Consider the following 4,683-nt stretch of genomic DNA (forward strand, 5'->3'; position numbering starts at 1 on the left):
GGCACCGATATGGCGCGACAGCGCGGCATGGCCCGCAACCGGCGGCAGATTACGCGCGCCACCACCTTCGTCCGCCACTTCGTAACGCTGATCTATGCCCAGGGTGAAGGCGGAATAGTGGTCGAAGAAGAAAGACGTGACATGGTCGTTGTAAATCATGAACAGCACATCCGGCTTTTTCTCCGCCAGCCAGGCTTTTACCGGTGCAAATGCCTCGAAGATGGGAGCCCATACCGGGTCGTCCTGCTTGTTGCGATCCACCGCAAAACCGATGGTGGGAGTATGGGAACAGGCGATGCCGCCAATGATGGTTGCCATGTCAGGTCTGCCTTCTTGCGTATGTCAGTTACCGGCGCTACCGGCTGTAGCGCCGCTTGCATGCTATGAAAAATCGGAAATCAGGCTTGCGTGCGGGCTTGCAGGCTGCCACCCAGAATGGAGGCAGCGGCAATCACCGCCGGCACCGCCAGTGTCAGGAAAATGGCCTCGAAGCCCCAGCCCAGGCTGAGCAGCACGCCGCCGATGGACGAACCCAGAATGCTGCCCAGACGACCAACGCCCAGCATCCAGCTGACACCGGTAGCGCGGGCCATGGTGGGATAGCAGCCCGGAGCATAGGCGTTCAGGCCGGTTTGCGCGCCACTCAGGCAGAAGCCGGTGGCCAGGATGGCCAGGACGATCCAGGCCGAATTCAGCCCGCTGCTACCCAGCACCACCAGCGCCACGCCGCCCAGCAGGTAGGACGCGCTGATCACGCGGCTGGGCTTGATGCGGTCCATGGCAAAGCCCACCACGATGGCACCCACGGTGCCACCCAGCTGGAACATCGCCGTCAGGGTGGAGGCACGGTCAATCGAGATACCGGCGTCTTTCATCATGGTGGGCAGCCAGCTGGTGGTGAGGTAAATCACCAAGAGGCCCATGAAATAAGTCAGCCACAGGCTGAAGGTTTTCAGCGCATAGCCTTGCGAGAACAACACGCCCAGCGGCTGCTTGGCGCTGAACGGCGCTTCTTGCGACACGAACACCTTGTAACTGTCCAGCTTCACCTGGCACACGCGGGAGAGCAGCGGACGCACACGCTCGGCCGGGGCCCCCTTGCCCACCAGATAACGGGCGGATTCCGGCAGCAGGAAAAACATGAAAGGCAGCAGAATCAAGGGCATCAGGCCGCCAAAGGTCAGCACTGCCTGCCAGCCAAAGCGTGGAGTCAGCCAGGCGGCAGCAAAGCCGATTGCTGCAGAGCCCAGGTTGAAACCGGTAAACATGGTGGCAATCACCGAGGAGCGGATGCGCTCCGGAATGTATTCCGAGATCAGCGTGGTGGTATTGGGCATGGCCGCACCCAGCGCAAGGCCAGTGATAAAGCGCAGCGCCGCCATGGACTGCGGCGTGGTGGCATGTGCAGTGGCCAGCGTGGCCACGCCAAAACCCAGCACCGAACCGAGCAACACCTTGCGCCGGCCGAACCAGTCAGCGGAAGAACCAGCCAGCAAGGCACCGGCAGCCAGACCAATGGGCGCTGCGCCCATCACCACGCCGAAAGCCGGACGCGAAATATGCCACTCACCCAGAATGCTGGGCGCGACAAAACCCATGATGGCCACATCCATGCCATCCACGGCCACAATCAAAAAGCACAACACCACCAGCCCCCACTGGAAGGCTGACATCTTGCGCGAGTTAATAAACTCGCGCACATCCAGTACTTCTGCCTGATTCATGAATCTCTCCTCCTGTTGCGTTGTTGCATTGTTGTAATACGACGAGCGTTAAGCGCGGATCGAGCCGCGTCCTGTGGTTTTTTATCTGATGAAAGGCAAGGCCATTCAGGCCGGGTACGGCAGCAAGACATGGCCGCGGAACAAAGGCCTTGCGGTGCGGATGAGCGCCACCGCAGGTGCAGCGTCCGGCTGCGGTGTCAGGCGGATGGTGAACTCACCAGTCGGGTGCTCCACCGAGATGGCCGCCGTGGCACCATCCACGACAGCCAGAGCACCGGCAACGGTGGCCGGGTCGGCACAGGCGGTAGCCACAGAGGCGGCACCCAGCACGCCGATGGCGTCATGGCATTTTTTCGGAATGAAGGTACGGGTATGAATGGCCCCGCCATTAATCGGCGCGGCAATCAGCGTCATCTTGGGCACCACCCGCTCGCTGACATCGCCCAGGCCCATGCGCGGACCAATGGCCAGACGGATGGCTTCCAGCTCGCGCTTGAAGCTGTCGTTGGCGTCCAGCTCGGCCGGGCTTTCGTAACCGGTGATACCCAGGTCGGCAGCACGCAGCAGCACCACCGGCATACCGTTGTCGATGCAGCTGACCGCCACGCCGCCCACCACGTCCTGCGCTTGGCCGGTGGGATAGAGCGCGCCGCAGGAAGAACCGGCCACATCGGCAAAGCGCAGCTCGATGGCGGCTGCGCTGCCGGGAACGCCGCTGATACGGGTGTCGCCCTGATAGCTCACCTTGCCGCCCGGAGTGGGCAGCACGGCTTCGCACAGGGATTTGGTGTTCACCATGTGAATACGCACACGGGTTTCGCCATCGTTGCAGGGCAGCAAGCCCTCCTCCAGCGCAAACGGTGCAACGGCAGCCAGGATATTGCCGCAGGTGGGGGCATAGTCGATGCGCTTGGCACCGATCACCAGTTGGCCGAACAGGTAGTCGATATCGGCATCGTCACGACTGGAGCGGGAGATGATGGCAATCTTGGTGGTCAGCGGATGGGCACCGCCGATGCCGTCGATCTGGCGGGCGTCGGTGCCGTCCATGGCTGCAAGCAGCAGACGGTCGCGCTCGGCCGGGTCAGCCGGCAAGTCGGCAGCGTGAAAGAACGCCGCCTTGGAAGTACCGCCGCGCATCCACACGCAGGGCAGCGCCTGCAAACCGCTGTAACTTGCTGTCGTATCCATGTTTATCCTCCGCATTTGCCTGGGCAGGCATCTTGTTCTGCCAACAATATATGCGGAGGGAAGGCGGGCAACTTTGCCCCTTCGTGACCGTGCATTCTCATTTTGTGAGCACTGCCGTTCACGCTTTGGCCGTCCTGGACGGCGCGGGCAACAGCTCAGTAAAGCAGGGTATCGCCGCGGTTGATGTGGTGGGCGGCGCGGTGCAAATGGGTAAGCAGATGGCGCACCACCGGGGCCAGCGCCAGCTCCTGACGCAGGATGGCACCTACCTGTAGCGGCAGGCCCTGCTCGCTCAGCGCGATGGGCGAAACATAGCTGGCCAGCCACGACTGGCGGGCAATCTGCCGGGGCAGCAAGGCCACGTAGTCGCCGGTGGACACCAGCGACAACAAGGCCAGCGTGGAATTGACCAGCGCGCCTTGCTGCGGCGCCTCCAGGCCATTGCGTTCGAATAGTGCTCGGGCGTAACCGGCGCGGTGGTCAGTGCCGGTATACACCCAGGGCGCAGCTTGCAAATCCTGCAGTGACTTGGCCTCCAGCCAGCGGCTGCCCTTGCGTGCCGTCGGAATCATCTCGGTGTGCAACAGGGGTTCGATGTAGAACTCCCCGGCTGCCAGATCGTCCGGAATGCCGCCGACGGTAATGTCCACCTCGCCGGTACGCAGCTTTTGCAATTGCGCCACATACAGTTCTTCGCTGATGCGCAACTGGATTTGCGGAAACTCGCGCACAAAGGTGCGCATGGCTTCGGGAATCAGCAGCATCACCGCCAGCGGTACCGCGCCAATATGCAGCTTGCCCACCATGTGGCCGCCAATCTGGCTGATTTCATCGGCGGCGGCTTCCAGTTCGTGGCGGGCACGCACTGCCCGTTCATACAGCACCCGTCCTTGCGCGGTGGGCAATACCCCGCGCGAGGAGCGCAGCAGCAAGGGCGCGGCCAGTTCCAGCTCCAGCTCGCGAATCATCCGGGTGAGCGCCGGTTGCGAGCAGCCGATTCGGCGCGCCGCTGCACGCATGCTGCCCTCTTCCACCGCAGCTATCAGCGCGGCCAGTGTTGCCAGTTTCATTGCATCCCCTTCGGCAGGTGCTTCTGATATGTCAGTTCAGCGATCAGGAAAGCTGATCACAGACACGGTTTTGACATCTGCATGGAATAGCACCATAGCCGCAGAATGTGCGGCAAATCAAAAAAACATGCCGGTCCGCAACGGTGCGCCAAGCAAACACCGGGCGGTCACGGCCATTGCATAGCTGGAGGAGAGACTCATGAACCACCCTGCCGCCAAGCCGGACCGGGATGATGTGTTGCGCTATCTGCGCGTGTTTTTGTCGGTGGCACACACCGGCAGCGTCACCCGTTCGTCCGAACAGATATTCAAGGCCGCCTCGGCCATCACCCGTGCGCTGACCCAGCTGGAAGACTTGCTGGGTGTCAGCCTGTTCGAGCGCCGCCCGCGCGGCATGCTGCTCAATGCCTATGGCGAAGCCGTGCACCGCCGGGCCTTGCGCATTCACAAGGAAATCCAGCACGCGGCCACCGCGCTGTGCCAGTTTCGAGGCAGCCGTATCGACCCGACTCCGCTGACCCAGCTGTTACTGGGAGGCAACAAGCTGCGCATTTTTGTCAGCCTGGCCGAACATGGTCAGTTCTCCCCGGTCTGCCAGCAGCTGGGGCTGAGCAAGTCCGGCATCAGCATGTCGCTGGCCCGGCTGGAAGAAGCCGTTGGCCAGCCGCTGCTGCAACGCATGACACAAGGCCTGGTGG

General features: G+C 62.3%; 4 protein-coding genes and 1 pseudogene. 1 reads left to right on the plus strand and 4 read right to left on the minus strand.

Going from position 1 to position 4,683, the window contains the following annotated elements; translation table 11 throughout:
- The 4 genes and pseudogenes from JHD62_RS21045 to JHD62_RS21060 all read right to left on the minus strand — a co-directional run.
- Positions 1-318, minus strand: a pseudogene (locus JHD62_RS21045) (gallate dioxygenase); the annotation flags it as partial.
- A gap of 80 nt (positions 319-398) precedes the next feature.
- Positions 399-1,724 carry an aromatic acid/H+ symport family MFS transporter gene (locus JHD62_RS21050; RefSeq protein WP_199104523.1) on the minus strand — a complete coding sequence of 442 codons (1,326 nt, stop codon included), beginning with the start codon at positions 1,722-1,724 and terminating at the stop codon, positions 399-401.
- 105 nt (positions 1,725-1,829) lie between these two features.
- On the minus strand, positions 1,830-2,915 hold the full coding sequence (locus JHD62_RS21055; protein ID WP_199104524.1) for a 4-oxalomesaconate tautomerase: 1,086 nt from the start codon (positions 2,913-2,915) through the stop codon (positions 1,830-1,832).
- Between the two features lie 155 nt (positions 2,916-3,070).
- Positions 3,071-3,985, minus strand: a complete 915-nt coding sequence (locus JHD62_RS21060; RefSeq protein WP_199104525.1) for a LysR family transcriptional regulator — start codon at positions 3,983-3,985, stop codon at positions 3,071-3,073.
- 199 nt (positions 3,986-4,184) lie between these two features.
- On the opposite strand from JHD62_RS21060, the gene JHD62_RS21065 reads away from it, so the two are divergent.
- A partial coding sequence (locus tag JHD62_RS21065) for a LysR family transcriptional regulator (RefSeq protein ID WP_199104526.1) occupies positions 4,185-4,683 on the plus strand: 499 nt, incomplete at its 3' end.

The sequence above is a fragment of the Aquitalea sp. ASV11 genome (assembly GCF_016429185.1).
GTDB classification, from domain to species: Bacteria; Pseudomonadota; Gammaproteobacteria; order Burkholderiales; family Chromobacteriaceae; genus Aquitalea; species Aquitalea pelogenes.